Origin of the sequence: Actinomadura sp. NPDC048032 (assembly GCF_040653175.1) — a bacterium.
Taxonomy (GTDB): Bacteria; Actinomycetota; Actinomycetes; order Streptosporangiales; family Streptosporangiaceae; genus Spirillospora; species Spirillospora verrucosospora.
The window spans coordinates 1-26,249 of the sequence record NZ_JBEZJP010000065.1 but is presented as its reverse complement, the minus strand read 5'-3'; the positions used below and the strand labels follow the sequence as shown (position 1 = coordinate 26,249).

Genomic DNA, 26,249 nt, shown 5'->3' with positions numbered 1-26,249 from the left:
GGCACTTCGCCCTGTGCGCGCCGATGGCGCCCATGGGCGTCGAGTACCGGGCCTCCGGGCGCCGGACGACCTCCGCACGGCCTGCTCCCCTGATCGACCTTCGGACCCGGCCCCCAGCGACTTTGGTCGCCGGAGCCTGGCCCGGTGGCCGCTGCCCGGGCGTGCCCGACCCCGGAAGGCTCGGTGGCGGGCGGCTCGACCAGCGAGGAGCAGACGTGTCACACCAGGGACCGACGGCACAGCGGAGACCTTCGGCGAGGATCAGCCGCAGGACCGTGCTCGCCGGGACGGCGGCGGCCGCCGTGTCCGGGGCGGCGGTGATCGCCTCTGCCCCGACGACCGGCACCGCGCAGGCCGCGCCGTCCCGGAGGCGGCCGCTGCCGCAGCACGGCGTCAACTACGACACCGAGCGCGAGGTGTGGAAGCCCGCGTACGTGCGGCGCGAGATCCGGGCGATCCGCCGCGACCTGCACTGCAACGCGATCATCCTGCTCGGCTCGGACCTGGGACGCCTCATGCTCGCGGCCCGCTGCGCGGCGGAGGAGGGCATGTTCGTGTGGTTCGAGGCCCGGCGGTTCGACAGGGACGCGCGGGCGACGCTGAGGTTCCTCACCGCCGTCGCCAAGGCGGCCGAGGGGCTCCGCCGCGTCCACGCCGGCGTCGGCATCTCGGTGGGGTGCGAGCTGACGATCTTCATGGAGGGGCTGGTGCCCGGTAAGGACTGGCGGGAGCGGGCCGCCAACCTCGGGACCCCGGCGGGCGAGGGCTACAACGAGCGGCTGAACGCGTTCCTCGGCCGGGCGCTCAGGACCGTCCGGCCGCTGTTCGGCGGCCGCCTCACCTACACCTCCGGCGTCTGGGAGGAGGTCGCCTGGAGCGGCTTCGACGTCGTGGGCGTCGACCTGTACCGGGACGAGACGAACGAGGCGACCTACGTCCAGGACGTCCGGGCCCTGCACCGGTTCGGCAAGCCCGTCGTCATCACCGAGTTCGGATGCTGCACCTACCGGGGCGCGGACAGGCGCGGCGGCGACGGGTTCGACATCGTCGACTGGTCGCAGGACCCGCCCGTCATCCCGCCGGGCTACGTCCGCGGCGAGCGGACCCAGGCCCGCTACATCTCCGAGCTCCTGGACGTCTACGAGGCCGAGGGCGTGTACGGCGCGTTCGTCTACGACTTCATCGAGCCCGACGGCCCGTACTCCCCCGATCCCGCCAGGGACCTCGACATGGCCGGGTTCTCCCTGGTCAAGGTGCTCCCGCCCGAGACGGGACTCGGCTACGAGAAGACCGGCCACTTCGAGCCGAAGCTCGCGTTCCGCACCCTCGCCCGCCGCTACGCCCCCTAGGCGGCGAGGGCGGCGCCGGCGGCGATGCCGAGGGCCAGGGACAGCAGGGCGGCGGCAGCGGCGAGCGCGGTGGCGCCGCGCGCCCGGGGCGGCGGGCGGGACGGCCGCCGGAACAGCGGGACGATCCAGCGCAGGTAGTAGAAGACGCTGGCGACCGTGTTCACGGCGGCGACCGCCGCGAGCCACGCGTGACCGCCGTCCAGCGCCGCGCCGAACATCAGGACCTTCCCGACGAACACGGCGGTCGGCGGCGTCCCGACGAAGCCGAGCAGGCAGACGACGAGGGACAGGCCGAGCAGCGGCGAGGCGCGCAGCAGCCCGGTGTATCCGGCCAGGTCGTCGCGGCCGGCGGCGACCACGACCGCGAAGGCGCCGAGGTTCGTCACCGCGTAGGCGGCCACGAAGTACAGCAGCGCGGGACGGGCCAGATCGGTCCGTCCCGCCATCGCGACCGGGACGAGCAGGTAGCCCGCCTGGCTCACGGTCGAGTACGCCAGCAGGCGCCGGACGTTGTCCTGCCCGAACGCGGCGAGGTTGCCGAGCGTCATCGTCGCCGCCGCGACCACGGCGAGGAGGGCGGCCCAGCCGTCCGGGGAGGTCTCGGCGCCGAGGCGGTAGAGGGCGGCGAACGCGCCGATCTTGGGGACGGTGGTGACGTACGCGGCGACGGCGGGCGGGGCGCCCTCGGTCACGTCCGGCACCCAGTAGTGGCCCGGGACGGCGCCCGCCTTGAACAGGAGCCCGGCGAGGAGCGCGACGAGGCCCGCCGCGACCGCCGCCGGGGGCGCGCCGGCAAGCCCGGTCCGCAGCACCGGGTAGGCGGTGCCGCGCCCGACGCCGGACAGCAGCGTCACGCCGCCGAGCATGAGCACGCCCAGCAGCGCTCCCATCAGGTAGTACTTCAGCGCGGCCTCGGTCCCGGGCGCGTCCTTGCCGAACCCGGCGAGCGCGTAGGCGGGGATGCTCGCCAGCAGGTACGCGGCGACGAGGACGAGCAGGTCGGACGAGGCGCCGAGCATGATCGTCCCGAGTGCGGAGAGCAGGATCAGGACGTGGTGCTCGCTCTCCCTCGGATGGCCGCGGACCCGCCCGGCCGCGAGCAGGACCACGGCGAGCGTCGAGCCGAGCACGGTGATCCGGGTGACGTGCGTGACCGCGTCGACGGAGAAGGAGTCGAACGCCATGAGGCCGGGACGGGCCGCCGCGGCCCCCGCGAAGGCCAGGCCGGCGACGAGCCCGGCCGAGCAGACCACCGGGACCGGCCACTGGCGCGCGCGGGGCAGGAACATCCCCGCCATCAGCCCGGCCACGGCGGCGGCCAGCACGCACAGTTCGGGGGCGAGGTCGGCGGGGTTCTCGTTCATCAGCGGCCCACCAGCGCGACGACGGCGGCCGACAGCGGTTCGATCGTGTCGAGCAGGAAGCGCGGCGCGACGCCGATCACCAGCGACAGCGCCAGCAGCGGGACGAGCGCGGCCAGTTCGGGGCGCCGCACGTCGGTGACGAGCGGGGTCAGCTCGCCGGGCGGGCCGAGCACGGCGCGGTGCAGGACGCGCAGGAACAGCGCCGCCGTGACGAGGATGCCGAGGACGGCCAGGGCGCCGGTGACCGCCGTCGCCGCCGTGCCGCTCCCGATCGTCCCGGCGAAGATCTGGAACTCGGCGACGAACCCAGACAGGCCCGGCAGCCCGAGCGAGGCGAACGCGGCCACCGCGGTCAGCGCGGCGAAGACGGGCGCGCCGCGCGCGATGCCGCCGAACCGCCCGAGGTCGTAGCTGCCCGCCCGGTCGTACAGGACGCCGCACAGCAGGAACAGCGCGCCGGTGACGAGGCCGTGGCTGACCATCTGCGTGACCGCGCCGGTGACGGCGAGCCGCCGCGCGTCGGCGTCGCCGGCGGCGTATCCGGCCGCGCCCAGCGCGAGGACGACGTACCCCATGTGGTTGACCGACGTGTAGGCGACGAGCCGCTTGAGGTCGTCCTGCGCCAGCGCGACCAGCGCCCCGTACAGGACGCCGACCAGCCCGACGATCAGGAAGACCAGGGCGTAGCGCCGCCAGGCGTCCGGCAGCATCGGCATCGCGATCCGGACGAGCCCGTAGACGCCCATCTTCAGCATCACGCCGGCGAGGATCGCCGACCCCGCGGCGGGCGCGTCGGTGTGCGCGGGCGGCAGCCAGGTGTGGAAGGGCACGACGGGCGTCTTGACGCCGAGGCCGATCCCGACGGCGAGGAGCGTCAGCGCCGCCAGGCCGCCGCTCCGCGGCGGGTTCCGGGTCAGTTCGACCATGTCGAACGTGTGCGGGTCGGCGCCCAGGTAGAGGCCGATGAACCCGAGCAGCAGGACGAGCGATCCGAGGAACGTGTAGAGGAAGAACACCAGCGCCGACCGCGTCCGGTCGCCGTGCCCCCACAGCAGGATCACGAAGTACATGCCGACGATCGACAGGTCGAAGAAGACGAAGAACAGCAGCAGGTCGAGGGCCGCGAAAAGGCCCAGGCAGACGGTCTCCAGGAAGAGGAACAGGATCGCGAACGCCCGCACCCGGTGGGTCTGCCGCAGCGAGTACACCGCGCACGCGGCGAACAGGACGGCGGTCAGGGCCAGCAGTGGCAGCGACAGGCCGTCCACGCCGACGTGGTAGCCGGCCCGGACGGACGGGATCCACCGGACGTCGGTCTCGTAGGCGATCCCGCCGCGGGTGCCGTGCGCGGCCCACATCCCGATGACGAGCGCGAGGTCCAGGACGCTGACGCCGATCCACGTCCAGGGGACCGCGCGGCGCGGGACGGCGGGCAGCGCGAGCGCCACCGCCAGCGGGAGGAAGACCACCAGGTTCAGCATCGGCTCACCCGGCCAGCACGGCGACGACGACGAGCACCGCGAGCACCACGGCGGCCTGCGCGTAGTACATGTGGACCTGCCCGGTCTGCGGGCGCCGCGCCAGGGCGCCGAGCCCGCGCGCCGCACGCCCCACCGCGTTGACGAGGCCGTCCACCCGGAACTCGACGCGGCGCCCGGCCAGCCCGGCGGTCGCCTGGACGCCGCGCGCGACGCCCCGGACCGCGCCGTCGACGACCCGGTCGTCGAATCGGGCGAGGGCCCGGGCCGCGGCGAACGACGGACGGACCACCAGGACCGAGACGGCGTCCTCCAGCCAGAGCCAGTGCAGCGCCCACGCCGGCTCCGGGATCCGCCGGACGGCCACGACCGCGCCCACCGTGAGCACCGCCAGAAAACCGGAGAGGGCGAACGACCAGGGTCCGGGGCCGCTCTCATCCGGCATGCCGAGCAGCCGCCGCCAGGCGTCCGCGACCGGGGGCAGGCCGAGCGCCCCGAGCGAGGCCGCCGCGACGGCGAGCGGGACCAGCGGCGCCCGCTGCGCGAACGGCACCCGGACCGCCCCGCCTCCGGCCACCGGACGGAACGCGGCGAGCAGGGCCTTCGCGGCATACGCCGCCGACAGGACCGACGCCGCGAGCCCCACCGCGAGGAGGGCCGGCGAGCCGCCGGAGCCCGCGAGGATCTCGTCCTTGGTGACCCACAGCGACAGCGGCGGGACGCCGGCCAGCGCGAGCGCGCCCGCTCCGAACGCCGCGCCGACCGTCCGATGCCGCCGTGCCGCGCCCTGCAACGCGTCCAACCGCTGCGTCCCGAGCACGCCCAGCCACACGCCCGCACAGAGGAACAGGAGGCTCTTCACCGCCGCGTGCGCGACGAGGTGCGCCGTGCCGCCGCTGAGCGCGCCGGCACCGGCTCCGAGCACCATGAAGCCGATCTGCGCACATGTGGACGCGGCGAGGAGCTGCTTGAGGTCGCGCTGCGCGAGCGCGACGGCGCCCAGGACCAGGGCGGTCACGGCCCCGGCCCAGGTCACCAGCGTGGCGGCCCAGCCGGTCGCGGCCAGCAGCGGATGCACGCGTATCAGCAGGTAGGCGCCTGCGGCGACCATCGTGGCCGAGTGCAGAAGCGCCGACACCGGGCTCGGGCCGTCCATGGCGCGCGACAGCCAGAAGGAGAACGGGAGTTGCGCCGACTTCCCGAGCGCCGACACCACCAGTCCGGCCGCGAGGAGGTCCCGCCAGGGGGCGCCGGACGCGGCGAGGTCGTCGAGCCGGAGGGAGTGGGCCCCGGCGATCGCGAACCCGGCCGCCGCGTAGAGGCCCAGGTCGGCGGCCCGGGTCGTCAGGAACGCGACGCCCGCCGACCTGACCCGTCGCTCGTCCCACCACTCGTACCCGATGAGGGCGTACGACATCGCGCCCATGACCTCCCAGCCCATCAGCAGCAGGACCAGGTCGGTCGCCGTCACCGTGACGGCCATCGCCGCGGCGAACAGCAGCATCAGGCCGAAGAAGCGGGCGCCGCGCCCCTCCCCCGCCGCGAAGACGAGGACCGCCGCCAGGACGGCCGCGAGCGTCACGAGCAGGACGGCGGACAGCCCGTCCACCGCGAGCCCGCCCGGCCAGCCGGGCAGGAACGTCATCCGCGCGCTCCCCGCGAGCGGACGGCCCCGCGCGATCCGCTCATCCCCTGAGATCCCCCGCGTCGTCGGTCACGTCCACGTCGCGGGCCCGGAACAGGGCGGTGACGACGGCGAACCCCATCGCCATCTCCAGCGCCATCACCGTGATCGCGACGAGGACCAGCACCTGCCCGTCCGCCGCGCCGGGCGACACCCAGAACCAGAACGCCGCCGCGGCGACCACGATCCCGTTGATCATGAGTTCGAGGCCCATCATCAGCATCACGATCGACTGCTGCGACAGCGCCCCGAAGAGCCCCACGCAGAACAGCGCGGAGGCGAGCAGCAGGAACGCCTCCAGCGTCATCGCGCCCCCTCCCCGCCGTCGCGGCCCCCGTCGTAGCGGCCCCGGTGCGCGGCCAGCACCACCGTCGCGATCATGGTGGCCAGGATGGCGGCGCCGATCACCATCATGACCAGCATCTTCGGTCCCATGATCGCCTCGCCGAGCGCCACCGTGGGGTCGCGCGGCGGGCGCCCCGCGCGCTCGGGCCACGGGACGGCGAACACCCCGGCGGCCAGCGCGGCGAAGGCGGCGCCGGAGATGGCGAACGCGCCCCGCCGGTTGTGCAGCATCGTCATCGGCATCAGCCCGGCCGGGTTCATCATGTACATGACCATGAAGACGGCCATCACCAGCATCTCCATGATCATCATGAGGACGATCAGGACGCCGAGGTAGTGCAGGTCGATCAGCAGCAGCTCGCCGCCGACGCACAGGAACGAGGCCAGAAGCGCGAACGTCGCCCGCGCCATCGAGTCGACGGCGAAGACGGCGACGCCCGCCCCGACGGCGGCGACGGCCAGCACCCAGAACGCGACGGCCTCCACGGTCCCCCTCACACCACGACGATCGCGACGACGAGCATCTGCAGGACCGAGGCCGGGATCAGGACCGCCCACGCCGCGGTCATGGCGCGGTCCATGCGCAGCACCGGGATGCGCCGCCGCGTCCAGACCAGCAGCGCCAGGACGGCGCACGCCTTCACCAGCGACCACAGCCACGCCGGCAGCAGCGGCCCCGAGCCGCCGCCGAGGAACAGCGGGACGGCGACGGCCGAGGCCGCCGCCAGCAGCCCGTAGCGTCCCGCCAGGAAGACGAGCCGGTCGGGACCGGACAGTTCGGCCAGGACGCCACCGGCCACGTCGGCGCCGAGGGGATGGTCGAACGGCCCCCAGAACGCCATCGCCGCCGCCGAGACCAGGTAGACGGCGAACGCGACCGGCATCCAGACCGCGAACCACAGCCCCTCCTGCGCGTGGCCGATGGCGCGCAGGTCGAGCGAGTGCGCGGCGAGCGCGGCGGTGATGAGCGCGAACATGTGCGGCAGCTCGTAGGCGAGCCCCTGCGCGAGGAACCGGTACCCGCCCACCAGCCCGAACGCCGAGTTGACGCCCCAGCCCGCGAGCCACACCGACCCCCACGCGACGACCTCCATCGCGTTGAACCAGACGACGCCGATCCGCGTCCCGGCCGCGACGCGGTCGCCGAACGGCACCACCAGCGCCGCCAGGGCCGCCGCCACCGGCAGCGACACCGCGCCGATCCTGGTGAGCAGCACGTCCGCCCTGGCCGTGACGCGCCGCTGCATCGTCAGCAGCCGCGCGGCCTCGCGGAACGGCTCGGCCGGACGTCCGGCGAGCACGCCGCCGAACGACGCCGCCGCGACCGCGAGGACGCCGAGGACCAGCACCTCAACCATCGGCGACCGCCCCGAGATCGGGATCCAGGCTCGCGACGGCCAACCGGGCCGCGGCCAGTTCCGCTCCCCTGAGCAGCACCGGCAGGGCGGCCGCCGTCTCGTCCCAGGTCTCGCGCGGCTGGACGGGTCGTCCTTCCAGGGCGGCGCCGACGTCGCGGAGCCAGCCGTCCAGCCGCTCCTTCACGAAGCCCCGCGTCATCCACGCCAGCGCGCGCGACCGTCCGACCTGCCGGGCGAACGGTGCGAACCGCCGCCCCAGCACGTCGTCGGCGGCCCCGGTCAGGGCGTCGTCCCGCAGCACGGCGGCGCGCTCCCCGGCCGCCTCCCATCCCGCCACGTGCAGCAGCCGGGACAGGCTGTCGAGACGGGACGCGGCCTGGCGTTCCCGCGTCCAGAACGTCCCGCCGCCGCTGTCGACGGCGGTGACCTCGGCTTCCTGGACGACGTCGCCCTGCAAGGTCAGATCGACGCGCAGCCCTGCCGGCCAGTACGACAGCACAGGCCCTAGCGGCACGTGCAGGACGTCCAGCTTCAGGCCGTCCCTGTCGTCGGCCCGGCCGGCCATGTCCGCGTCCAGGTCGAGGGCGGGACGCGGGCCTCCGGCGACGCCTTCCAGATCGGTCGCAGAGACGCGCACGCGCGGCTCGGGCATGTCCCGCCAGACCACGTCGATGGCCTCGGCCAGCGCGGGTCCGGGGTTCCCGCACACCACGAGCATCCCGGTCTCCGCGGGCGACAGGGCGGGGCGCCACCGGCGTCCGCGCAGCGCGCGCTCGACCGCGAGCCGGTCGCGCGTCCCGTCCGCGGCCGAGACGACGAACGGGCGCCGCGCGGCGAGCCGTCCGAGCCCCAGGGACCGTCTCAGGCCCACCGGAACGCCCCCTCCCGCCACGCGTAGAGGACCCCGACCAGCAGCAGCGCCAGGAAGAGGAACATCTCGACGACCGCCTTGGCGCCGATCGACGCGACGACGAGCGCCCACGGGAACATGAAGACCATCTCCATGTCGAAGGCCAGGAAGACCATCGACACCGTGTACCAGCGCACGTGGTACCGCGACACCGCGTGCTCGGCCGGGCGCGCCCCCGACAGGAACGGCCCGCTCTCGAACCCGCGGGGCGCCGCCGCGAACGAGACGGCGTAGACCCCGGCGACCAGGGCGGCCACCAGCCCGAGAACCGAGAGGACGGCGGCGGACGACGACATTGCCCCTCCGGGGTACGGGTGACGTGCTAGTCGCCCTCTACCTGATCAGCTCCCCGCCGAAACATCGCCCGGCGCCGCCCGCGCGGACTCAGGCATGGCGCACGCGGTCGGCCTCGGCGGCGGCGAGGATCATCTCGTCCACGACCCAGCGCGCCTCCGGGGACAGGTCGACCAGGGCGCGCAGCACCTCGGGCCGGATGATGCCCTGCTCGACGTCCCGGCGCAGCGCCTTCAGCGTGAGGTCCTCGCCGATGGGCTCGGACTCCCCGGCGAACCCGAAGTAGCCGATCGGCACGCCGAAGAACGTGGCGAGCGCCGTCAGGGTCTTCAACTGCGGGTTCTCCTGCCGCCCGGTGCGCAGCTTCCACACGGTGGTGGACGAGATGTCCTCACCGGTGGCGTGCGCGATGGCCGCGGCCGTCTCCACGTTGTTGCGCGGCGGCTCCGCGTCCGCCGGCCAGAGGTTCTGGATCAGCCACTCGACCTTCTCGGCGAGCGATGCTCCCGGCGGCACCTCGTCCACATGACGCTGCATTCGGCTCCCACTCCCCCCATCGCCAACGATTTAAGTTGACCACACCCTCATCCGTCAGCCAAGGACATGCCCCACGACAGGGACGGTCGTGGCGCGGGCCCGGCCCATCGGCCGGCAGGCCGACGTGATCAGCGCGAAATTGACGTGAATTGCGCGCGGGCTCCCGGTGACCGATCGCGCCCGAGGGCCCGCACCTTCTTCGAACATAGGAAAGCCTAACCAAACATTCCAGTTCTCAACAGCTCACGGAATCCATTATCCAGAGCATTATTCATTCCAACGATCGCGACAAACCCGACTTTCATGCGCCCGCGAATCACCTCTCCGAAGAGAGCCCACGCACTCCTTCCGCAACACCCTGACAACGGCACATGATGGCAGGTAACGCCCAAGGTCAGGAGAGGATTCCCGCATGAATACCCCTTCCGGAGAGACGTGATCGTGATTGTTTTCCCGTCCCCCCCGCAGCCTCACGGACGCGACCTCTCCGACACATTCGGGCAAGTAGGACGACGATCGGACAGACGGGTGAACCGGTCACCTTCCTTCCGCACTTACGAGAATTTTCATTTCCAACTCTTCGGCAACGCGCATTCGACTAACATGTTCTTCGAACGCCCCGGGGCCCGGAATGGCTCCCGCTGGGCGGGCGTTCTTTCGAGGACGCGGAGGGGCGGTCGGGGGGGCCGCCCCTCTCGCATGCCCGTCACGGGTCGAGAACCGCGACGAACGCGGCGGCGTCCCCGCCGGGCAGGCGCCGTTGCCGGAACGCGGGCACCGGAACTGCACGGGCGGGTCAACCGGTCGAGACGCCCAGGGCGTGACGGAGTTGGCTGGACAGCCAGGCGGTGTAGTCCTGGGGGCTCCAGCCTCGTGTCGTGACCAGGGCTCGGTAGTGGCACGGGTCGTTGAACAGCCACACGACGTCCACGGCGCGCTCGTGGTCGAGGTCGTGCGACGCGGGGCCCAGCGACTCGATGCGGTCGACCACCATGGCGGCGCCGAGGCGGCGGTTGCGCTGCATCGTCTCCCACAGCTCGGCCGGTTCGGGCCCCTCGTCGGCCGCCCGGCGGGCCACCTCGAAGATCTCCGCGGCACGCTCGCCGATGAGGCGGCAGACCTCGGCGTAGGCGTTCACGACCGCCTCCGGCGTCGTCCCCTCCAGCACCGGCCGGAACCACGGGCGCTCGGCGACCGGCACCGGCTCGTCGTCGCCCGCGAGCGCCTGGTCCACCACCTCGCGGAGCAGCGCGGCCTTGGAGCCGAAGGCGGCGAAGGCCGTCGGCCGCGCCACCTCGGCGTCCTTGGCGATGTCGGCGAGGGAGGCGGCGGCGTAGCCGCGCTCGACGAAGAGCCGGTTCGCCGCCGCGACGATCGCCTGCCGGGTCTGCCGGGCCCGCTGGTCGCGCAGCGGCGAGTCGTACCGGCGCCTCCCGCGGCCGGACGAGCTGTCATTGACGCCCATGGCGGGGCATACTACCGTCCTATTCAATAGACGTTGTCTCGCCAACTGGAGGCGGCCGTGTTACCCGTCAACCGTCCCTACGTCCTGGGAAGCGCCGAGGGCCAGGCGCTGTGGTTCCTCGGCAACCTCGTCACCGTCAAGGCCGCGGGCGCGCAGACCCGGGGCGGGGTCACCGTCGCGGAGTTCCTCAACCCGGCCGGATTCGCCCCGCCGCTGCACCGCCACCTGGAAGAGGACGAGATGTTCTACGTCCTGTCGGGCACGGCCCGCTTCCTGTGCGACGGCGAGGAACTCGTCGCCCGTCCTGGGGCCTTCGTGCTCCTGCCGGTCGGCCTGCCCCACACGTTCGTGGTCGGCTCCGATGAACCGCTGCGCTGCCTTCAGATCACCACGCCGTGCGGCTTCGAGGAGTTCGCCGCCGAAGCCGGCGCCCCGGCCCGCGAACTCCGGCTCCCCGACCCGGAACCGTTCGACCCCGCGGCGCTCGGGCACGCGGCGGCACGCCACCACGTCGAGATCCTCGGCCCTCCCCCGAACGCCGTCGGCGCGTCTCGTCCGGAGTGACGGCCGAGGACTGGAGGAAGGCCGCGGCGGACGCCGAGGCGAACGCGCGGGTCCGCGGCGTGGACGCGCGCGTTCGCGGCTGGGGCGACCTCAGGCGTGCGGGACGAGATCGGAGTCTGCCGGCTCCGGCCTGCCGGGAGAGCGGCTGTCACGCCGGTAGCGTCCGGGCGGGAGGCCGAACTCGCGTTTGAACGCGTTGGCGAATGCGTACTCCGAGCCGTATCCGACCTGTTCCGCCACGACGTTCAGAGGGGCGTCGGAGTCGCGCAGCAGCCGCGTCGCGATCGTCAACCGCCACCAGGTCAGGTAGGCCAGCGGCGGCCGCCCCACGAGCGCCGTGAAACGACGGGAGAAGGCGGCCCGCGACAGTCCCGCGTGCGAGCCCAGGCCGGCGACGGTCCAGGGACGCGCGGGATCGCCGTGGAGCGCCTCCAGGGCCGTACTGATCGCGGGGTCGGCGAGCGCCGCCGCCCACCCGGTGGCCCCGCCGCCCTCCGGTTGATCGGCGAACCATGCCCGGAGGATGTAGAGCAGCAGCGTGTCCAGCAGAGCGGGCACGAGGGCGCCGGTGCCCGGCTGAGGGTCCTCGAGTTCCGCGCCCAGCAGCTCGACCGCGGCGCGCAGCCGGGGGTGGCGTCCCAGCCGAGCGGGCAGATGCAGCACCGGAGGCAGATCGTCGAGCAGCGGGTGGACGCGGGCGGCGGCGAGCTCGTAGGCCCCGCAGAGCGTCACCGCGGCCGGAGAGCCCGAGCCCGCCCGTCCGATCGGAGCGGCGGCGTGCCTGCGCTCGAACCTGACGTCGTCCTGCGGATCGCAGGCGTGCTCGGCCAAGGGCGTGGACGGGGCGTCGGCCAGGCCGTGCCGGCTCTCATGGGGAAGGAACACCACGTCACCGGCGGCCAGCGGGAACGGGTCGCCAACTTCCGGGATGAACCAGCAGGAACCCCGCAAGACGATCTGGAACCCGGCCGCTCCCGGCACTGTCCGGAACCGCTGCCCCCACGGCGCCGACCATTCGACCAGCGCCGACCGCGGCTCACCGGTGCGCATCACGGCTATCACGTCGCTCAGCACATCCATCCCCGGATCCTAGCGAGAGTGCTCGTCGGGGAGACGCTCGCTTAAGAATCCGAGATGAGCACGCATTGGTCGTCCACGGCGCCGGATCTACGGTCGATATCACTCAAGATCAGCAAGGACGCGCACGAGAGATGCGCGGTCCCCTTCCACCGAGGACGACTCATGACACCAGGACTCCGATCGGATCGGCCCGCTCCGAGCCCTAACGCGACGATGATGGCGGCGCGCGTCCACGCCTTCGGCGGGCCCGACGTGATCCGCTATGAGCGGGTCCCCCGTCCCTCCCCGGGACCGGGCAAGGTGCTGGTGCGCGTCGCGGCCGCCGGGTTCAACCCCTCGGACGTCGGCTTCCGGGCCGGCATGATGCGCGACATCGTCCCGCTGGACCTGCCGTTCACTCTCGGTTCCGAGGCCGCCGGGACGGTCGTCCAGGTCGGAGACGGCGTCGAACGCTTCGCGGTCGGCGACCACGTCGTCGGCCGCCTCGACGAGGGCGGCGCGGCGGCCGAGTACCTCACCGCTTCCGCCGCCCGGCTCGCCCGCGCGCCTTCCGGGCTCCCGCTCGCCCATGCCGCGGCGATCCCGGTCGCCGGGCTGACCGCCTGGCAGGGGCTGTTCGACCACGCCCGCGTCAGACCGGGCACGCGGATCCTCGTCAACGGCGCGGGGGGCGGCGTGGGCATGTTCGCCGTCCAACTGGCCCGGCGCGCCGGCGCCCGCGTCATCGCCACCGCCGGTCCGCGCAGCTCCGACCGGGTCCGCGGCTACGGCGCCGAGCAGATCATCGACTACACGCGGGTCCCCCCGCACGAGGCGCTGGACCGTCCGGTGGATCTGGTGTTCAACCTCGTCCCGACAGCGCCCGAGGCCGCGCGGGCGCTGTGCCGCGCCGCCCGCCCCGGCGGCTCCCTCGTCTCGATCACCGGCCCGGTGCAGCCCCCGCCCGGATCGGGCGTGACGGCCGCGCACTTCGTCGCCCGCAACGACCCCGCTCAACTCGCCGAACTCATCGCCCTCGTCGACGACGGCGCGGTGCGGGTGGACGTCGCGGCGGCCCGTCCGCTCGCGGAACTCCCCGCCGTGCACCGGGACGCCGAGGCCGGCCGCGCGAACGGCAGGACCGTCCTCGTCCCCTGAAAGCCATCGAGCGGCGCCGCCGGCCTGCCCTCCGGGACCGCAGCGATCAGGCGCGCGGTGCGTACATGATGATCAGGACGCCGAGGACGCAGACGGCCGCCCCGGCGACGTCCCAGCGGTCGGGGCGGAAACCGTCCACGGCCACGCCCCAGGCCAGGGACCCGGCGACGAACACGCCCCCGTAGGCGGCCAGGACGCGGCCGAAGTGGGCGTCGGGCTGGAAGGTCGCGACGAAGCCGTACAGGCCGAGGGCGACCAGCCCCGCGCCGATCCACCAGCCGCCCCGGTGCTCGCGGACGCCCTGCCAGATCATCCAGGCGCCGCCGATCTCCGCGACCGCGGCGAGGGCGAACAGGACGAGGGAGCGCGCGATCGTCATACCGGAACGGTACTCACGGTCGCGCCGTCGCTGATGTGCAGGACCGCGTCGGCCGTGTCGAGGACCGCCTGGTCCAGGGGGAAATAGCCCTGCTCGGGGACGGTGTCGGTGCGCCGGCGGGCGGGCGGGATCGCGGCGGCCGGCGTCAGGCCCCACGTGGCGATGCGGCTCTGCATGCCGCCCTCGTAGGTGTCCGGCTCCGGTTCCCCGAGCTTGATCGTTTCACTGCGGCCCAGGCTCCCGGCGATGAAGGCGTACCGCTCGTCCAGCAGGGACGCGATGACGGAGCCGGTGCCGAACCAGGTGAGGTCGATGTCCCCCATGCTCATATGGCACGGGTTTCGCTGCAGGTGGGTGTTGTGCGCGAAGACGAAGGTCGGGCCGCGCCGGTCCTCGGCGCTCCGGACGGCCAGGAGGTTCTGGGCCATGAGCGCGTCGCGGGCGGCCGCCAGGCGCGAGATGCGCGCGTCCCGCTCCAGGCGCTGGGTCGCCCGCTTGTGGTACCGCAGCAGGCCGATGGCGGCGGTGAGGTGGATCTCCGCTCTGGACCACTCGGCGCGCGACGTCGCCGCGATCAGTTTCGGGGCGCGCTCGTAGAGCGCGAGGAGCATGTCGTCGGCGATCGTCCGCAGCCTGCCGGCCTCGGGCGTCGCACCGATCGACTGGGCCGGATCCATGACCGCCTCCGGGCGGCTCCACCGCCGGTCGTCGCCGCAGAGGGGCGCGATGTCGAGGTCGAGTCCCATGTAGTCGCGGGCGTGTTCGAGGTAGGCGCGCGGGCTGGGGGCGCTGAGGGTCTCCATCGGAGCGTCGAAGCCGTGGAAGGCCAGCCGCTCGTGCGGGGGACGGCCCTCGTTGTACTCCCGCATCCAGGCGACCAGCCGCCGGTTGGCGTCGATCTCCCCCCAGCCGTGCGAGAAGCCTTCGCTCATCACGGCGTCGAGGCTCCCCTTCCCCTCCTGGACGAAGTCGTCGACGGCGAGGGCGGCGACCCGGTCGGTCTCCATGGCGATCGACCGGAAGCCGTGGCCCGCCAGCCGGGCGAACAGCTCGTTGCGGAGCCGCCCGAAGGACGGCTCCCGGTGCGTCGGCTCGCCGAACGCCAGAAGGTCACAGGAGGCGGGCACGAAGTCGCGAATGTCCTGACTCATGTGGTGAAAGCGTATCCTTGAAAAGACGGTTGATACTTTCCCGCCTGTGACCGTCGTTCTCCCGTCACAAGTCTCAAAGCGGTGATCAACCTGCGACCGTCCGACCTCGCGCGCGGGCACGGCCTCTCGGCGCAGGCCGTGCGCAACTACGAGCGCGACGGGTTCCTCCCGCCCGCCGACCGCACGCCCAGCGGCTACCGGATCTACACCGAGGTGCACGCGGCCGCCCTGCGCGCGTTCCTCGCCCTCGTCCCGGCGTTCGGGCACGCCGTCGGCGGCCGGATCATGAACGCGGTCCACGACGGCGACGTCGACGACGCCCTGCTGGTCATCGACCGCGGCCACGAGCAGGTGCTCCGCGACCGCGAGACCCTCACGGCGGTGAAGAGCGCGGTGGACCATCTGATGGCGGAGCCGGGCGCCGAGCGCCCGGGCGCCCCCGGGCCGCTGACGATCGGCGAACTCGCCCACCGGCTCGACGTCACCCCCGCGACGCTGCGCAACTGGGAGGGCATCGGCATCCTCGTCCCCGCCCGCGATCCGGCGACCGGGTACCGCGTCTTCCGCGCGAGCGACGTCCGCGACGCCGAACTCGCCCATCTCCTCAGGCGCGGCGGCTACCCGCTGGAGCACATCGCCACGGTGGTCCGGCGGGTCCGGACGGCGGGCGGCACCGGGCCCCTGGCGGAGGCGCTGGACGACTGGCGGCGCAGGCTCACCGCACGGGGCCTCGCCATGCTCGCCGCGTCCGGTGAGCTGAGCCGCTATCTGGACGTTCTCGACCGCGCCGGGTGGCGAACGGATCCAGGAGAAGCAGGCACTGCAGCAGGAGGAGGCCGAGGGCGAGGCTGAACAGGCAGTCGGTGAGCCAGTGCTTGTCGACCACCGTGAGGGCCACCGCCGTGACCGTCCCGGTCACCACCGCGATGTCGCGGCGGCGGCGCGGGGGCAGGGCCCCGGACGTCGCGGGGAACGCGACGACCACCAGTTCGAGGATGACCCAGACGAGCACGAACCCGTTGAGGGTGTGGCCGGACGGGTAGGCGTCGCCGCGGACGAACAGCACGTCGGTCTCGCTGATCGGGAACGTCCGGGGGATCGCCGCCTTCAGCAGCACCTGCAGCAGCGAGAGGACGCCCACGATCAGCACGCTCGCCAGCGGGTACCGCACCGACCGCGCCCGTACCGCGGCGATGATCGCGAGCGGGACGATGACCCTCGCCAGGTAGCCCCGCTGGCCGAGCGCCGCGAAGACGTCCACCGCCGTCAGCCGCCAGCCCCGGACGTGCGCGTCGCTCCAGTCGTGCACGACGTGGTCGAGGTGGCGGAGCGGACCGTCCAGCAGGACGTCCACCGTGACGAGCACCATGACCGCCACGAGCGCCGCGTACCAGCTCTTGGTCCCCCACCTCACGGCCGGAACATTCCCCGGCCCGCGACGGAAGCACCTCATCGGCGCATCAGAATGCGCGCCGTGCGAAGGAGATGCAGAGAAATGCTCGTCACGAGCCTGCGAGAAAGAGGTGGGGCACACGTACGCGCCCAGAGACTTGCCAGGTACCCCCGAGCGGATTCGAACCGCCGTTACCGCCTTGAGAGGGCGGCGTCCTAGGCCACTAGACGACGGGGGCAGGACCATGACCTTCGCGGTCTCCCGCGCGGCCTCGCCTAGCTTACCGGACCCGACCCCCTACCTCGAACCGGTTTCCCCCCGAACCTCCCAGCACCCCCACGCTCACGACGACACCCTGCCTCCGAATCCGACACGACGCTCCTACGAGCGCACGACCTCGATCGCATGGTCGGGACGGGAGGGGCACGGACGGCACCGCGACCATGTCTCCCCGATCGTCCGAAGCCGCCATTGCAGGAATTCGCCGGCTTGAGCACCGAACACGCCAGACCACAGTTAGGTAGGCAAGGAGTGCGGCAGCCGACACCAACGCAAATTCGGCCAGCTGAGGAAAACGAGCGAAAAGCCCGTTAGACGTCGCAGAAAAAACCCTCTAGGCGTACGCCCCAACCAAGTGAGGGCGAAGCCCGAACACCGGGGGTTCCAGGGGGTCGCCCCCTGGGCGGACACAGCGAGCCCCGGCGAAGCCGATAGAAGATCGGCGAGCAGGGTTCGCCGCATGTGCCCCTGGTCGGACTCGAACCGACACACTGGCTCTTTTAGGGAGCCCGCCTCTGCCGTTGGGCTACAGGGGCGGCGTCATCATATCGAGTCAGTGGTTGTCGCCGCCGTCTCCAGAGGCCGTGATTGTGGAGCTCTGGCGGCCGGGTTCGGCCAGTGGAACGGTCCGGCCGGTCAAGGCGGGTTGTCAGATGTCGCGCTGGCGTCCGGCGGCGAGTTCGAACTCCTGGCGGGGCCATTCGAGTTCGCCGAGCGAAACGATCTCGCGGCGGAAGAACGCGGAGAGCGTCCAGTCCATGGTGATGCGGAACTTGCGGTTGACGGTCGGCATGCGCGACAGGTGGTAGGTGCGGTGCATGAACCACGCGGGCAGGCCGCGCAGTTTGAGGCCGTAGACGTTGGCGACGCCCTTGTGCAGGCCGAGGCCGGCGACCGAGCCGACGTAGGCGTGCACGTACGGTTTGCGGGGCTTGCCGCGCAGGTCCGCCACGATGTTGTCGGCGAGGCGCTTGGCCTGCCGGACGGCGTGCTGGGCGTTGGGGGCGGTGAAGTCGCCGGTGTCGGTGAGGTCGGGGACGGCGGCGTTGTCACCGGCGGCGTAGACGCCGTCGAGCCCCTCGACGGTGAGCTCGGCGGTGGTCCTGATGCGGCTCTTGTCGTCGAGGGGGAGGTCGCTCTCCCTGACGACGGGGTGCGGTTTGACGCCGGCGGTCCAGACGAGGGTGCCGGCCTCGAACTCCTCGCCGTCGCTCAGCACGATGCGCCGCTTCTCGGCGGACTTGAGCAGCGTGTTCATCTTGACCTCGATGCCGCGGCGGCGCAGGGCCTCGGCGGTCCAGCGGCCCATCTCGGGACCCACCTCGGGGAGGATGCGGTCGGTGGCCTCGACCATCATCCACCGCATCTCCTTCTCGTCGATCGTCGGGTACCACTTGCACGCGTCGCGGGCCATGTCCTCCAGCTCGGCCATGGCCTCGACGCCCGCGAACCCGGCGCCGACGAACACGAACGTGAGGGCGCGCTTGCGGACGGCCTCGTTGTCCGGGTTGGACGCGGCGATGTCGAGCTGGTGCAGGACGTGGTTGCGCAGGAAGATCGCCTCTTCGACGGTCTTGAAGCCGATCCCGCACTCGGCGAGGCCCGGGATGGGCAGGGTCCGCGAGATGGAGCCGAGGCTGACGACGAGCATGTCGTACTCGACGTCCCGCTCCGGCACGCCGGAGGTGTGCGCGCCGGCGGGCCGGAGGGTGAGCCGTCTGGAGGCGTTGTCGATCCGCGTCACGAACCCGTTCACGATGCGGCAGCGGTTCAGGACCTTGCGCAGCGGCGCGACGACGTGGCGGGGCTCCAGGTTCCCCGCGGCGGCCTCGGGCAGGAACGGCTGGTAGGTCATGTAGGACTGCGGGTCGATGACAGTGACGGCGACCTCGCCGCGGCGCATTTCGCCGCGCAGCCTCTTCTGCAGGCGCAGGGCCGTGTACATGCCGACGTATCCGCCGCCGACGATCACGATCTGTTTCGTGCGCTGGATTGGCATATCCGGAGCGATACCCGGTTCTGCCGCTGCCTCACGTCTTGGGGGGAGGTGCGAACTTCCTCGGCGCGCCCGACATCTCATCCGATGTACCACCAGAAGGGAGACCGCGAGGTCAGGGCCCGACGGGGGCGCCAAGCGGTCGCGGGGCGGCGGACCGGTGCAGGGGCCGGTCCGCCGCGCCGCGACCGCTTGGCCACGGCCCTGCCTCGCAGTCGAACTCCTCGTGGGACAGCTTTCAGGGGGAAGCGATGCCACGAATTATCTGGGCCACCGTCGCCGTCGCGGCCTTGACCTCTTTCGCGGGTGCGATGGGAGCGGCTCGAACGCCGGGCGCACGTACTCCGAGGGGGACGGCCCGGCGTCCGCCCCGTCGCGACCCCTCCGGCCTAGTGGAAGTCGCGGGCGCGGACGAAAACCGCGTCCAGCATCTCCTCGGTGACGCGTCCGGTGAAGGTGTTCTGCTGGCTCGGGTGGTAGCACCCCAGGAGCAGGACGGGGTCGCGCCGGGACGCCGACGGCGGCGGAGCCAGCTCGACCTCGGCGCCGTGGCCGAACTTCGGCCGGGGGCGCGGCACCGCGTACCCGGCCTGCTTCAGCGCGGGCCACACGCCCTGCCAGGCGAAACCGCCCAGGCACACGACGCAGCGGACGCTCGGGGCGACCTGCTCGACCTCGCGCGCGAGCCACGGCAGGCAGGTCGCCCGCTCCAGGGGCGTCGGCTTGTTGTCGGGCGGGGCGCACCGGACGGTCGCCGCCATCCGCGCGCCGATGAGCCGCTGCCCGTCGCCCGCGTGGACGCTGGTCGGCCGGGCCGCCAGCCCGACCCGGTGCAGGGACGCGAACAGCCAGTCGCCCGAGCGGTCGCCGGTGAAGATGCGGCCGGTGCGGTTGCCGCCGTGCGCGGCGGGGGCGAGGCCGACGATCAGGATGCGCGGCCGCTCGTCGCCCCATCCGGCGACGGGGCGGCCCCAGTACCGCTCGTCCGCGAACGCCCGGCGGCGCTGGACGGCGACCTTCTCCCGCCACTCCACGAGCCGGTCGCAGGCCCGGCACACCGACTGGCGGGCGCACAGCTCGTGCAGATCCGGCGCCCCGGCGGCTAGGTCGGCGACGTCGCCGGCGCCGTGCGCGACGGGGGTCGCGGGGGCGGCGGGGTCTTCCGGCCACCCTGACCCGGGCGGCACGAACGGAGGGTTGGCGGGCGGCATACCACCGATCGTCCCACGCCACGGCCGGTGGCCGGGTTCCGCCCATGACCGGTGGGAGGCGGGTCCGGTCGGTACGATGCGTTCGCCGGTCGGGGAGGCGGGTGTCTCGGCACGCGCGCTGTGCGAAGCGGGAGGCAGGAGTGTCGCAACCGGGCTGGTACCCCGACCCCTACGGCACGGGCAGCCTGCGCTGGTGGGACGGGGAGAGCTGGACCGAGCGGCTGAACCCCGAGACCGACCGCCCGCCCCGGCTCCCGCGCCGCGAGCAGCGGGGCGGCACCGGGTCCGCCGGCGGGGAGCACTACACCGCCCCGCACGCGCCGACCTGGGAGCGCGCCCCGTCCGTCCCCTCCCTGGACGTGAACGTACGCGGCCTGCACCTGCATGCCGACCACCAGGGCGTCGCCTACGGGAATGCCTCGCTCGCCTGGCCGCGCGTGGAGTGGGTGGCGTACTGGGCGGCGGAGCGCCCGGCGGGCCGCGGCCACGCCCCCGGCACGCAGTGGGTCTTCCAGGCGGGGCGGCATCCGTTCCGCGGCGGGCCCCGCGTGGAGGTGGTGATCGAACCGGGTGCGGCGCCCGGCCACGCGGCGGGGCCGGGCGGCGAGCCTGAGCGGGTCTGGGGGCGGTTGATCCAGCTCTGCCAGGAGCACGCGGAGCCGCGGCTCGTCGAGGAGCTGGCCGGCCGCGTCCGCGCGGGCGAGTCGGTCGACGTGGCGCAGGGGCTGACCGTCCATCCGGGCGGCGTGCGCGGCGACCGGGTGTCGCTGAGCTGGTCGTCGATCTCCACCGCGACCGTCGACCGGGGCCGGGTCTGGATCCAGCAGGCCGGCGGCACCGCGCCGGTGCTCTACGTCCCGCAGCAGAACCCGAACGCCGTGCTGATCCCCGCCCTGCTGTCCCGGCTCAGGTACTAGGGCACGCGCCGGGCCTAGGGCAAGCGCCGGGCCGGGCCGTCCCGAACTGGCCTCGACCACGCGCGCGAACGCGTGACCTGGCCGGTGGAGCGAAGCCGGAGGCGAGCGGAACCGGGCAGATCGCGAAGCGATGCCGCGTTCGCCCAGGCCAGGTCACGCAGCGAGCCGCCAGGCGAGCGAAGTGGGCCGGGACTGAATCAACACAGCGACCAGGCGATGCCGTCGAGGATGTCGTGCTCGCTGACGACGACGGCCCCGAATCCGTACTCGCGCATGATCCGGTCGAGGATGAGCGCGCCCGCCCCGATCACGTCGACGCGGCCGGGGTGCATGACGCCGAACTCGGCGCGCTCGGCGCGGGTGGCGTGCAGCAGCCGCCGCGTCACCTCGTGCACCTGCCCGGCGGTGATCCGCGCCAGGTGGATGCGGGCCGGCTCGTAGCTCGGCAGGTCGAGCGCGATCCCGGCGACCGTGGTGACGGATCCGGCGAGCCCCACGAGGGTGCGCGCCTCGTCCACCGGGACGGTCTCGCGGACGGCGGCGAGCGCGGTGTCGATGTCGGCGGCGGCGTTGGAGATCTGCTCGGGCGAGGGCGGGTCGTCCTTGAGGTGCCGCTCGGTCATCCGCACGCAGCCGATGTCGATGGAGCGGGCCGCGTCCGCCGAGGAGCTGCCGAGCACGATCTCGGTGGATCCGCCGCCGATGTCGACGACCAGGTAGGGGCGGGCGGGGCGCAGCTTCGCCAGCTCGCGCGTGGCGCCGGTGAACGACAGCGCGGCCTCCTCGTCCCCGCTGATCACCTCGGGGACGACGCCGAAGATGTCGACGACGCCGCTGACGAAGTCGGCCCGGTTGGCGGCGTCGCGGGTCGCGCTGGTCGCGACCACCCGGGTCTTGACCGGCCCGTGCCCGTCGCCGTGCCGCTCGATCAGCTCGGCGTACCCGCGCATCGCGGTGAAGGTGCGCTCCAGCGCGGCGGGCGACAGCCGCCCGGTCTGGTCGACCCCCTCCCCCAGCCGGACGATCTCCATCCGGCGCTCGACGTCGGTCAGCGTGGCGCCGGCCTCGCCGTCGCCGCCGCCGGCCTCGATGTCCGCGATCAGCAGGCGGACCGAGTTGGTCCCGCAGTCGATGGCCGCGACGCGCGTCACCGCGCCTCCCCGGGTTCAGGTTCCGATTCGACAGGTTCGACGGTCTCTCCAGGTTCGACCTGAACACAGGGCCCCGAGCGCCACCAGTCGGGCAGCGCGTCCAGGGCCTCGCGGCCGAACGGGTTGACGCCCGGCACCGCCAGCTCGTGCGCGACGAGGGCGTGCAGGCACTTGACGCGCTCCGGCATTCCGCCGGCGCTCTGCATGCCCTCGGGAAGCGGTTCGACGCCGTCCTCGCGGGCGGCCTCGTCGCGGCGGCGGAGGTAGTCCTCGTGGGCGGCGGCGTACTTCGCCGCCAGGGACGGGTCGCCGGCGAGCCTGGCCTGCATGTCGCGCATGACGCCGCTCCCCTCCAGGGTCCCGATGGCCGAGGCCGCCTTCGGGCACGTCAGGTAGAACAGCGTGGGGAAGGGCGTCCCGTCCGGGAGCCGCGGCGCCGTCTCGATCACGGCGGGCTGCCCGCACGGGCAGCGCCCCGCCACGCGGCGGACGCCGCGCGGCTCGCGCCCGAGCTGGGCCGCGACCGCGGCCGTGTCACGTGCATCGATCATGTATCCACCCGCGGATCCGGGGATCCGTTCTCCTCCGCGCCTCAAGGACCGTCAGCGGGGCCTGTCGGCGGCCTCCACCGACCGCCACAGCGTCTCGTACCAGGGCGGTCTGGTCTCCGTTCCGCCCCTGCGGGACTGCTGCCCGTCGCCTTCGCCGCCGTCCAGGACGATGTAGCACTTCACGTCAGGACGACAGTAATGGAGCCGCCGCGTCGCCTCACGCTCAATGTACGACTTGTCGCCCAGCTGTTGCTTGCGCTGGGCGAGGATCTCGACCTGGCGGCGGGACATCGCCTCCTGGCGGCGCAGGTCGGCGATCTCCTTGCGCTGGGCGATGTACTCCCGGACAGGGTAGGCGAGGCTCAGCGCGATCGCGCACATCACCACCGCGAGGATCGCGGCGCGGCTCGTCAGCGCCGGATTGGAACGGCGGGCCCGGCCGCCCCGCGTCCCGCGGCCGGTCTCATGGTCGTCGCCCTGCGCCATCGTGTCCCCTGCCTGTGGCTCGGCTGCCGGAAACCGGTGCCCGGCGGGACGGGGACGCCGCCCCGCCGGGCCGCGCGGCTCAGCCCTGCGCGTCGAAGCGCGGGAACGCGGCGGCGCCGGCGTAGCGCGCGGCGTCGTCCAGCAGCTCCTCGATGCGCAGCAGCTGGTTGTACTTGGCGACCCGGTCGCTGCGGGCGGGGGCGCCGGTCTTGATCTGGCCGCAGTTGGTCGCGACGGCGAGGTCGGCGATCGTGGTGTCCTCGGTCTCGCCGGAGCGGTGGCTCATCATGCAGCGGTAGCCGCTGGTCTGCGCGAGCGAGACGGCGTCGAGGGTCTCGCTGAGCGTGCCGATCTGGTTGACCTTGACCAGCAGCGCGTTGGCGGCGCCGGACTTGATGCCGCGCCCGAGCCGCTCGGGGTTGGTGACGAACAGGTCGTCGCCGACGAGCTGGACGCGGTCGCCCACGGCGGCGGTGAGGCCCTCCCAGCCGGCCCAGTCCTCCTCGTCGAGGGGGTCCTCGATGGAGACGAGGGGGTAGTTGCCGAGCAGCTCGCCGTAGTAGGCGGCCATGTCGTCGGCGGACCGCTTGGTGCCCTCGAACGCGTACTGGCCGTCGGCGTGGAACTCGGTGGCGGCGACGTCCAGCGCGAGGGCGATGTCGCGGCCGGGGGTGAAGCCGGCCTTGCGGATCGCCTCCAGGATGAGGTCGAGGGCGTCCCGGTTGCTCGGCAGTTCGGGGGCGAAGCCGCCCTCGTCGCCGAGGCCGGTGTTCAGGCCCTTGGACTTCAGCACCGACTTCAGCGCGTGGTAGGTCTCGGCGCCCCAGCGCACCGCCTCGGCGAAGGTGGCCGCGCCGATCGGCGCGATCATGAACTCCTGGATGTCGACGTTGGTGTCGGCGTGCGCGCCGCCGTTCAGGATGTTCATCATCGGGACGGGCAGCAGGTGCGCGTTCGGGCCGCCCACGTAGCGGAACAGCGGCAGGCCGGCGGAGTCGGCGGCGGCCTTGGCGACGGCGAGGCTGACGCCGAGGATGGCGTTGGCGCCGAGCGCGGACTTGGCGGGGGTCCCGTCGAGGTCGATCAGCAGCTGGTCGATCAGGCGCTGGTCGGAGGCGGGGTAGCCGACGAGCTTCTCGTCGATGGTCTCGTTGACGGCCTTGACGGCCTTCCGGACGCCCTTGCCGCCGTAGCGCTCGCCGCCGTCGCGCAGCTCGACCGCCTCGAACTGGCCGGTGGAGGCGCCGCTCGGGACCGCCGCGTGCGCCTCGGTCCCATCGGCGAGCAGCACCTCGACCTCGACGGTCGGGTTGCCGCGGGAGTCAAGGATCTCCCGGGCGATTACGGCCTCGATCGACGACACGGGGAACCCCCTGATGGTGCGGATGGTCGGTGCGGTCACCGAGCCTATCCGCGCGGCCCCGCCGCCGCCCAACCGCCTCGCCGTAGCCCTCAGAGAAACGCACATAGGGGACGGCGGTGGCGAAACAACTCCACCTCGGCGACCGCATCGCGCCAGGAAGACGACTTGACGCGGAGAACGCCCGCCTTATCTACTAAGCAGGTCAAACAGACTTGATTGATAGGGAAACTTCCAATGCATCGTGGACTCCGCGGGCGCGTCGCCGCCGTGGCACTGACCGTTCTCGTCGCAGCGGGTACGCTCGGCGCCTGCGGTGGCGGCGACGAGGAGTCCGGCGGGGACGCGGCCCCGCTCCGGCTCGGCTACTTCCCGAACCTCACCCACGCGACCGCCCTGGTCGGCGTCGAAAAGGGCATCTTCGCCAAGCACCTCGGCGCCGCGCCGAAGACCGCGACGTTCAACGCCGGCCCGGCCGCCGTCGAGGCGCTGTTCTCCGGCGCGATCGACGCGACGTTCGTCGGGCCCAACCCGTCCATCAACGCCTGGTCCAAGTCGCACGGGAAGGCCGTCCACATCATCTCCGGCGCGGCCTCGGGCGGCGTCTCGCTGGTCGTCAAACCCGGGATCAAGGGCGTCCAGGACCTGCGCGGCAAGAAGATCGCGACCCCGCAGCTCGGCAACACGCAGGACGTCGCGCTGCGGTACTGGCTGAAGAAGAACGGCCTCACCGCGAACAAGGACGGCAGCGGGGACGTCAAGGTCGTCCCGCAGGAGAACGCCCAGACGCTGCAGACGTTCGCGCAGGGCGACATCGACGGGGCCTGGGTGCCCGAGCCCTACGCCTCGCGGCTGATCCTGGAGAACAAGGGCGAGCGGCTGCTCGACGAGAAGTCGCTGTGGCCCGGCGGCAAGTTCGTCATCACCAACCTGCTCGTCAGCCAGGAGTACGAGAAGAAGCACCCCGACCAGGTCAAGAAGCTGCTCCAGGGCGTCGTCGAGGCCACCGACTACATCAACCAGAACAAGGCGGACGCCGAGAAGGTCACCAACGACGCCCTCGCCAAGCTGAGCGGCAAGCCGCTGAAGCAGGACGTGCTCACGGCGGCCTTCAAGGAGATCGACTTCACCACCGACCCGGTCGCGTCCTCGCTGGTCGCGGGCGCGGCGCACGCCGAGGAGATCGGCCTGCTGGAGAAGACCGACCTGGACGGGATCTACAACCTGGCCCCGCTCAACGACGTGCTCAAGGCGGGCGGGAAGGCACAGGTCAGCGACCGATGACCGCGGACACGGCGGTCCGCCTCAGCGAGGTCTCCAAGGCGTTCGGGACCGGCGGATCCGCGCTCCTCGCGCTCGACAAGGTCTCCCTCGACGTGGCCCCCGGCGAGTTCGTGTGCCTGGTCGGCGCGTCCGGCTGCGGCAAGAGCACGCTGCTCAACCTGGTCGCCGACCTCGAACGCCCGAGCGCCGGGACGATCGACAAGGACGGCGCGCGGGTCGCGCTGATGTTCCAGGAGCCCGCGCTGTTCCCGTGGCTGACGGTGACCGGCAACCTCGAACTCGCCCTGAAGACGCGCGGCGTCCCGCGGGGCGAGCGGCGGAGCCGGGCGGGCCGGCTGCTCGACTCGGTGCACCTCGGCGGGTTCGCCGGCAGGCGCCCGCACCAGCTGTCGGGCGGCATGCGGCAGCGGGTCGCGCTGGCCCGCGCCCTCGCCCTCACCGAGGACGACGCCGGCGAGGGGCAGGGGACCGTCCTGCTGATGGACGAGCCGTTCGGCGCGCTCGACGCGATGACCCGCGACCTGCT

General features: G+C 72.8%; 26 protein-coding genes, 2 tRNA genes and 1 pseudogene. 7 read left to right on the top strand and 22 right to left on the bottom strand.

Going from position 1 to position 26,249, the window contains the following annotated elements; all coding sequences use genetic code 11:
• Positions 1 to 215 precede the first annotated feature (215 nt).
• Positions 216 to 1,349, top strand: coding sequence for a hypothetical protein (locus AB0C69_RS12105; protein WP_360352854.1), 1,134 nt, complete (start codon positions 216 to 218; stop codon positions 1,347 to 1,349).
• On the opposite strand, the gene AB0C69_RS12100 is transcribed toward AB0C69_RS12105, so the two are convergent.
• From AB0C69_RS12100 to AB0C69_RS12055, 10 genes are all read right to left on the bottom strand, one after another.
• Entirely contained in the window at positions 1,346 to 2,713 is a 1,368-nt protein-coding gene (locus tag AB0C69_RS12100) for an NADH-quinone oxidoreductase subunit N (RefSeq protein WP_360352852.1), read from the bottom strand. The two genes, AB0C69_RS12105 and AB0C69_RS12100, sit on opposite strands and share 4 nt — an antisense overlap.
• Positions 2,713 to 4,194, bottom strand: coding sequence for an NADH-quinone oxidoreductase subunit M (locus AB0C69_RS12095; protein ID WP_360352850.1), 1,482 nt, complete (start codon positions 4,192 to 4,194; stop codon positions 2,713 to 2,715). Before AB0C69_RS12095 ends, AB0C69_RS12100 begins: the two co-directional genes overlap by 1 nt.
• Positions 4,195 to 4,198: 4 nt before the next feature.
• Positions 4,199 to 5,836, bottom strand: coding sequence for a proton-conducting transporter membrane subunit (locus AB0C69_RS12090; protein WP_360352848.1), 1,638 nt, complete (start codon positions 5,834 to 5,836; stop codon positions 4,199 to 4,201).
• Between the two features lie 40 nt (positions 5,837 to 5,876).
• Entirely contained in the window at positions 5,877 to 6,182 is a 306-nt protein-coding gene (gene nuoK / locus AB0C69_RS12085) for an NADH-quinone oxidoreductase subunit NuoK (protein ID WP_345174871.1), read from the bottom strand.
• The gene (locus AB0C69_RS12080; protein ID WP_345174870.1) at positions 6,179 to 6,718 is read right to left on the bottom strand and encodes an NADH-quinone oxidoreductase subunit J; all 540 of its coding nucleotides are present in this window, start codon (positions 6,716 to 6,718) and stop codon (positions 6,179 to 6,181) included. The genes nuoK and AB0C69_RS12080 overlap by 4 nt, the downstream gene beginning before the upstream one ends.
• Positions 6,715 to 7,578: a complex I subunit 1 family protein gene (locus AB0C69_RS12075; RefSeq protein WP_360352845.1), complete on the bottom strand. Its 864-nt coding sequence runs from the start codon at positions 7,576 to 7,578 to the stop codon at positions 6,715 to 6,717. The genes AB0C69_RS12080 and AB0C69_RS12075 overlap by 4 nt, the downstream gene beginning before the upstream one ends.
• Positions 7,571 to 8,449: a hypothetical protein gene (locus AB0C69_RS12070; protein ID WP_360352843.1), complete on the bottom strand. Its 879-nt coding sequence runs from the start codon at positions 8,447 to 8,449 to the stop codon at positions 7,571 to 7,573. Before AB0C69_RS12070 ends, AB0C69_RS12075 begins: the two co-directional genes overlap by 8 nt.
• Positions 8,440 to 8,784 (bottom strand): NADH-quinone oxidoreductase subunit A, encoded by a 345-nt coding sequence (locus AB0C69_RS12065; RefSeq protein WP_345174863.1) that lies wholly within the window; start codon positions 8,782 to 8,784, stop codon positions 8,440 to 8,442. Before AB0C69_RS12065 ends, AB0C69_RS12070 begins: the two co-directional genes overlap by 10 nt.
• 88 nt (positions 8,785 to 8,872) lie before the next feature.
• Positions 8,873 to 9,319: a hypothetical protein gene (locus AB0C69_RS12060; protein WP_345174862.1), complete on the bottom strand. Its 447-nt coding sequence runs from the start codon at positions 9,317 to 9,319 to the stop codon at positions 8,873 to 8,875.
• A 796-nt stretch (positions 9,320 to 10,115) separates the two neighbouring features.
• Positions 10,116 to 10,784 carry a helix-turn-helix domain-containing protein gene (locus tag AB0C69_RS12055; RefSeq protein ID WP_360352841.1) on the bottom strand — a complete coding sequence of 223 codons (669 nt, stop codon included), beginning with the start codon at positions 10,782 to 10,784 and terminating at the stop codon, positions 10,116 to 10,118.
• Positions 10,785 to 10,841: 57 nt separating this feature from the next.
• Between AB0C69_RS12055 and AB0C69_RS12050 the strand changes: the two genes are divergently transcribed.
• Positions 10,842 to 11,348: a cupin domain-containing protein gene (locus AB0C69_RS12050; RefSeq protein WP_360352839.1), complete on the top strand. Its 507-nt coding sequence runs from the start codon at positions 10,842 to 10,844 to the stop codon at positions 11,346 to 11,348.
• Positions 11,349 to 11,438: 90 nt separating this feature from the next.
• On the opposite strand, the gene AB0C69_RS12045 is transcribed toward AB0C69_RS12050, so the two are convergent.
• Entirely contained in the window at positions 11,439 to 12,428 is a 990-nt protein-coding gene (locus AB0C69_RS12045; protein WP_360352837.1) for an AraC family transcriptional regulator, read from the bottom strand.
• Between the two features lie 216 nt (positions 12,429 to 12,644).
• On the opposite strand from AB0C69_RS12045, the gene AB0C69_RS12040 reads away from it, so the two are divergent.
• Complete coding sequence (locus tag AB0C69_RS12040) at positions 12,645 to 13,565, top strand: NADP-dependent oxidoreductase (RefSeq protein ID WP_360352835.1); 921 nt, start codon at positions 12,645 to 12,647, stop codon at positions 13,563 to 13,565.
• Positions 13,566 to 13,611: 46 nt separating this feature from the next.
• Here AB0C69_RS12040 and AB0C69_RS12035 read toward each other — a convergent pair whose 3' ends face one another.
• On the bottom strand, positions 13,612 to 13,944 hold the full coding sequence (locus AB0C69_RS12035) for a YnfA family protein (RefSeq protein WP_360352833.1): 333 nt from the start codon (positions 13,942 to 13,944) through the stop codon (positions 13,612 to 13,614).
• Entirely contained in the window at positions 13,941 to 15,095 is a 1,155-nt protein-coding gene (locus AB0C69_RS12030; protein ID WP_360352831.1) for an erythromycin esterase family protein, read from the bottom strand. The genes AB0C69_RS12035 and AB0C69_RS12030 overlap by 4 nt, the downstream gene beginning before the upstream one ends.
• 90 nt (positions 15,096 to 15,185) lie before the next feature.
• Between AB0C69_RS12030 and AB0C69_RS12025 the strand changes: the two genes are divergently transcribed.
• Positions 15,186 to 15,947: a TioE family transcriptional regulator gene (locus tag AB0C69_RS12025; protein WP_360352856.1), complete on the top strand. Its 762-nt coding sequence runs from the start codon at positions 15,186 to 15,188 to the stop codon at positions 15,945 to 15,947.
• 10 nt (positions 15,948 to 15,957) lie between these two features.
• On the opposite strand, the pseudogene AB0C69_RS12020 reads toward AB0C69_RS12025, so the two are convergent.
• From AB0C69_RS12020 to AB0C69_RS12000, 5 genes and pseudogenes are all read right to left on the bottom strand, one after another.
• Positions 15,958 to 16,464: pseudogene (locus AB0C69_RS12020) on the bottom strand (hypothetical protein); the annotation flags it as partial.
• 189 nt (positions 16,465 to 16,653) lie between these two features.
• Positions 16,654 to 16,726, bottom strand: a tRNA-Glu gene (locus AB0C69_RS12015).
• 504 nt (positions 16,727 to 17,230) lie between these two features.
• Positions 17,231 to 17,303 (bottom strand) — tRNA-Leu (locus AB0C69_RS12010).
• 113 nt (positions 17,304 to 17,416) lie between these two features.
• On the bottom strand, positions 17,417 to 18,766 hold the full coding sequence (locus AB0C69_RS12005; RefSeq protein WP_353834689.1) for an FAD-dependent oxidoreductase: 1,350 nt from the start codon (positions 18,764 to 18,766) through the stop codon (positions 17,417 to 17,419).
• Positions 18,767 to 19,152: 386 nt separating this feature from the next.
• Positions 19,153 to 19,974 carry a uracil-DNA glycosylase gene (locus AB0C69_RS12000; RefSeq protein WP_345176889.1) on the bottom strand — a complete coding sequence of 274 codons (822 nt, stop codon included), beginning with the start codon at positions 19,972 to 19,974 and terminating at the stop codon, positions 19,153 to 19,155.
• A 140-nt stretch (positions 19,975 to 20,114) separates the two neighbouring features.
• On the opposite strand from AB0C69_RS12000, the gene AB0C69_RS11995 reads away from it, so the two are divergent.
• A complete protein-coding gene (locus AB0C69_RS11995) occupies positions 20,115 to 20,891 on the top strand; it encodes a DUF2510 domain-containing protein (protein WP_360352828.1) in 777 nt (258 codons plus the stop codon).
• A gap of 197 nt (positions 20,892 to 21,088) precedes the next feature.
• On the opposite strand, the gene AB0C69_RS11990 is transcribed toward AB0C69_RS11995, so the two are convergent.
• From AB0C69_RS11990 to eno, 4 genes are all read right to left on the bottom strand, one after another.
• A complete protein-coding gene (locus AB0C69_RS11990) occupies positions 21,089 to 22,042 on the bottom strand; it encodes a Ppx/GppA phosphatase family protein (protein ID WP_360352826.1) in 954 nt (317 codons plus the stop codon).
• A complete protein-coding gene (locus tag AB0C69_RS11985; RefSeq protein WP_345176882.1) occupies positions 22,039 to 22,593 on the bottom strand; it encodes a DUF501 domain-containing protein in 555 nt (184 codons plus the stop codon). Before AB0C69_RS11985 ends, AB0C69_RS11990 begins: the two co-directional genes overlap by 4 nt.
• Before the next feature lie 51 nt (positions 22,594 to 22,644).
• A complete protein-coding gene (locus AB0C69_RS11980) occupies positions 22,645 to 23,079 on the bottom strand; it encodes a septum formation initiator family protein (protein ID WP_353834692.1) in 435 nt (144 codons plus the stop codon).
• Positions 23,080 to 23,158: 79 nt separating this feature from the next.
• On the bottom strand, positions 23,159 to 24,442 hold the full coding sequence (gene eno / locus AB0C69_RS11975; RefSeq protein ID WP_345177224.1) for a phosphopyruvate hydratase: 1,284 nt from the start codon (positions 24,440 to 24,442) through the stop codon (positions 23,159 to 23,161).
• 234 nt (positions 24,443 to 24,676) lie between these two features.
• On the opposite strand from eno, the gene AB0C69_RS11970 reads away from it, so the two are divergent.
• Positions 24,677 to 25,723 (top strand): ABC transporter substrate-binding protein, encoded by a 1,047-nt coding sequence (locus tag AB0C69_RS11970; protein WP_345176876.1) that lies wholly within the window; start codon positions 24,677 to 24,679, stop codon positions 25,721 to 25,723.
• Positions 25,720 to 26,249, top strand: a 530-nt coding sequence (locus tag AB0C69_RS11965) for an ATP-binding cassette domain-containing protein (protein ID WP_360352823.1), incomplete at its 3' end; no start/stop codon positions are given. The genes AB0C69_RS11970 and AB0C69_RS11965, both read left to right, overlap by 4 nt.

Excerpts from the sequence above, each read along its gene's own strand:
- AB0C69_RS12100 (WP_360352852.1), bottom strand. The coding sequence starts at position 2,713 with ATGAACGAGAACCCCGCCGACCTCGCCCCCGAACTGTGCGTGCTGGCC.
- AB0C69_RS12040 (WP_360352835.1), top strand. The coding sequence starts at position 12,645 with ATGGCGGCGCGCGTCCACGCCTTCGGCGGGCCCGACGTGATCCGCTAT.
- AB0C69_RS12075 (WP_360352845.1), bottom strand. The coding sequence starts at position 7,578 with ATGGTTGAGGTGCTGGTCCTCGGCGTCCTCGCGGTCGCGGCGGCGTCG.
- AB0C69_RS11985 (WP_345176882.1), bottom strand. The coding sequence starts at position 22,593 with ATGATCGATGCACGTGACACGGCCGCGGTCGCGGCCCAGCTCGGGCGC.
- AB0C69_RS12095 (WP_360352850.1), bottom strand. The coding sequence starts at position 4,194 with ATGCTGAACCTGGTGGTCTTCCTCCCGCTGGCGGTGGCGCTCGCGCTG.
- AB0C69_RS12060 (WP_345174862.1), bottom strand. The coding sequence starts at position 9,319 with ATGCAGCGTCATGTGGACGAGGTGCCGCCGGGAGCATCGCTCGCCGAG.
- AB0C69_RS12045 (WP_360352837.1), bottom strand. The coding sequence starts at position 12,428 with ATGGATGTGCTGAGCGACGTGATAGCCGTGATGCGCACCGGTGAGCCG.
- AB0C69_RS12005 (WP_353834689.1), bottom strand. The coding sequence starts at position 18,766 with ATGCCAATCCAGCGCACGAAACAGATCGTGATCGTCGGCGGCGGATAC.
- AB0C69_RS12065 (WP_345174863.1), bottom strand. The coding sequence starts at position 8,784 with ATGTCGTCGTCCGCCGCCGTCCTCTCGGTTCTCGGGCTGGTGGCCGCC.
- AB0C69_RS12090 (WP_360352848.1), bottom strand. The coding sequence starts at position 5,836 with ATGACGTTCCTGCCCGGCTGGCCGGGCGGGCTCGCGGTGGACGGGCTG.
- AB0C69_RS11980 (WP_353834692.1), bottom strand. The coding sequence starts at position 23,079 with ATGGCGCAGGGCGACGACCATGAGACCGGCCGCGGGACGCGGGGCGGC.
- AB0C69_RS12055 (WP_360352841.1), bottom strand. The coding sequence starts at position 10,784 with ATGGGCGTCAATGACAGCTCGTCCGGCCGCGGGAGGCGCCGGTACGAC.
- AB0C69_RS12035 (WP_360352833.1), bottom strand. The coding sequence starts at position 13,944 with ATGACGATCGCGCGCTCCCTCGTCCTGTTCGCCCTCGCCGCGGTCGCG.
- AB0C69_RS11970 (WP_345176876.1), top strand. The coding sequence starts at position 24,677 with ATGCATCGTGGACTCCGCGGGCGCGTCGCCGCCGTGGCACTGACCGTT.
- AB0C69_RS12000 (WP_345176889.1), bottom strand. The coding sequence starts at position 19,974 with ATGCCGCCCGCCAACCCTCCGTTCGTGCCGCCCGGGTCAGGGTGGCCG.
- nuoK (WP_345174871.1), bottom strand. The coding sequence starts at position 6,182 with ATGACGCTGGAGGCGTTCCTGCTGCTCGCCTCCGCGCTGTTCTGCGTG.
- AB0C69_RS12030 (WP_360352831.1), bottom strand. The coding sequence starts at position 15,095 with ATGAGTCAGGACATTCGCGACTTCGTGCCCGCCTCCTGTGACCTTCTG.